1 protein-coding gene is annotated in these 1,398 nt (G+C 65.5%); it reads left to right on the top strand.

The features are described from left to right. Window positions 1-96: 96 nt before the first annotated feature. Complete coding sequence (locus GTW51_RS23280) at window positions 97-1,365, top strand: IS256 family transposase (RefSeq protein ID WP_163046396.1); 1,269 nt, start codon at window positions 97-99, stop codon at window positions 1,363-1,365. The last annotated feature ends 33 nt before the right edge of the window (window positions 1,366-1,398 follow it).

Genomic DNA, 1,398 nt, shown 5'->3' with positions numbered 1-1,398 from the left:
TGAGCTATGGCTGAAAATGGGTGATGGGGCCTGAGAAGGCGGCGTATCGTGGCGGGTGCTGAAGCCTGCCAGAACCTCCCGAAGGAGCGATACGCCATGAGAGACGATACCACGATCACCCCGCTTCACCAGCCCGGATCGATCCTTGACCCGCTCACCGAGATCGCCCGCGAGGGCGCGCGCCAGATGCTGGCCGCCACGCTCAGGGCGGAGGCGGCAAGCTTCGTTGCACAGTTCGAGGACGAACGCTTGCCCGATGGACGCCATCGCATCGTGCGGCATGGCACCGGGCCGGAACGGATGATCCAGACCGGGATCGGCCCGATACCGGTGCAGCGCCAGAAGGTGCGCGACCGCGCCGTCGGCGTGCCGACCGAGAGAAGGATCCGCTTCACCTCGAACATCCTGCCCCGCTGGGCGCGGCGGTCGAAGAGCCTCGATGCCTTGCTGCCGGTTCTTTACCTGCGTGGTATTTCCACCGGGGACTTCCAGGAAGCGCTGACGGCGCTGCTCGGGTCTGACGCGCCGAACCTGTCGCCTGGCGTGATCTCGCGCCTCACGGCCGGCTGGCAGGAGGATTACGACCGCTGGCAGCGCCGCGACCTCTCCGCGCGCCGCTATGTCTACATTTGGGCCGATGGGGTCTACCTGCAGGCCCGCATGGAGCCGGTCGCCGAATGCATGCTGGTGATCATCGGCGCGACACCTGAGGGGCGCAAGGAACTGCTTGGCTTCCGGGTCGGGGTGCGAGAGAGCGCGCAGAGCTGGCGCGAACTGCTGGTCGATATCAAGGCCCGCGGCCTCTCGGTCCCGCCGGAGATCGCCGTGGGCGATGGTGCCATGGGGTTCTGGAACGCGCTCGATGAAGCCTTCCCGGGCACGCGTCATCAGAGGTGTTGGGTTCACAAGACCGCCAACGTCTTGAACAAGTTCCCGAAATCGATGCAGCCGGCGGTGAAGGCCGACCTGTGCGAGATCTGGCAGGCCGAGACCCGCGCCGCCGCCGAGGCCGCCATGGACACCTTCACCGAGAAATACGGGGCCAAGTACGAGAAGGCAGTGACTTGCCTGATCAAGGACCGCGACGCCTTGCTGGCTTTCTACGACTTCCCGGCCGACCATTGGGATCACCTGCGCACGGGCAACCCGATCGAGAGCGTATTCGCCACCGTCCGGCACCGGACCGTGCGGACCAAGGGCGCGCTGTCGCAGAAGACGGCCAAGCTGATGGTGTTCAAGCTCGTTCAGGCCGCAGCGAAAACATGGCGCCGTCTGAAGGGCGCAAACCAGTTGCCAATGGTCATCGAGGGCGTCACATTCACCGACGGCGTTGCCACGCAGAGCGCCGACAACCGCGCCGCTTGATCAAGCCGCGTCACCCAAAATCGGCCATAGCTC

This window comes from Aurantimonas aggregata (genome assembly GCF_010500835.1).
Lineage (GTDB): Bacteria > Pseudomonadota > Alphaproteobacteria > Rhizobiales > Rhizobiaceae > Aurantimonas > Aurantimonas aggregata.
Note: the sequence above shows the minus strand (reverse complement) of the source record. Positions and strands in the feature narration are given on the sequence as shown.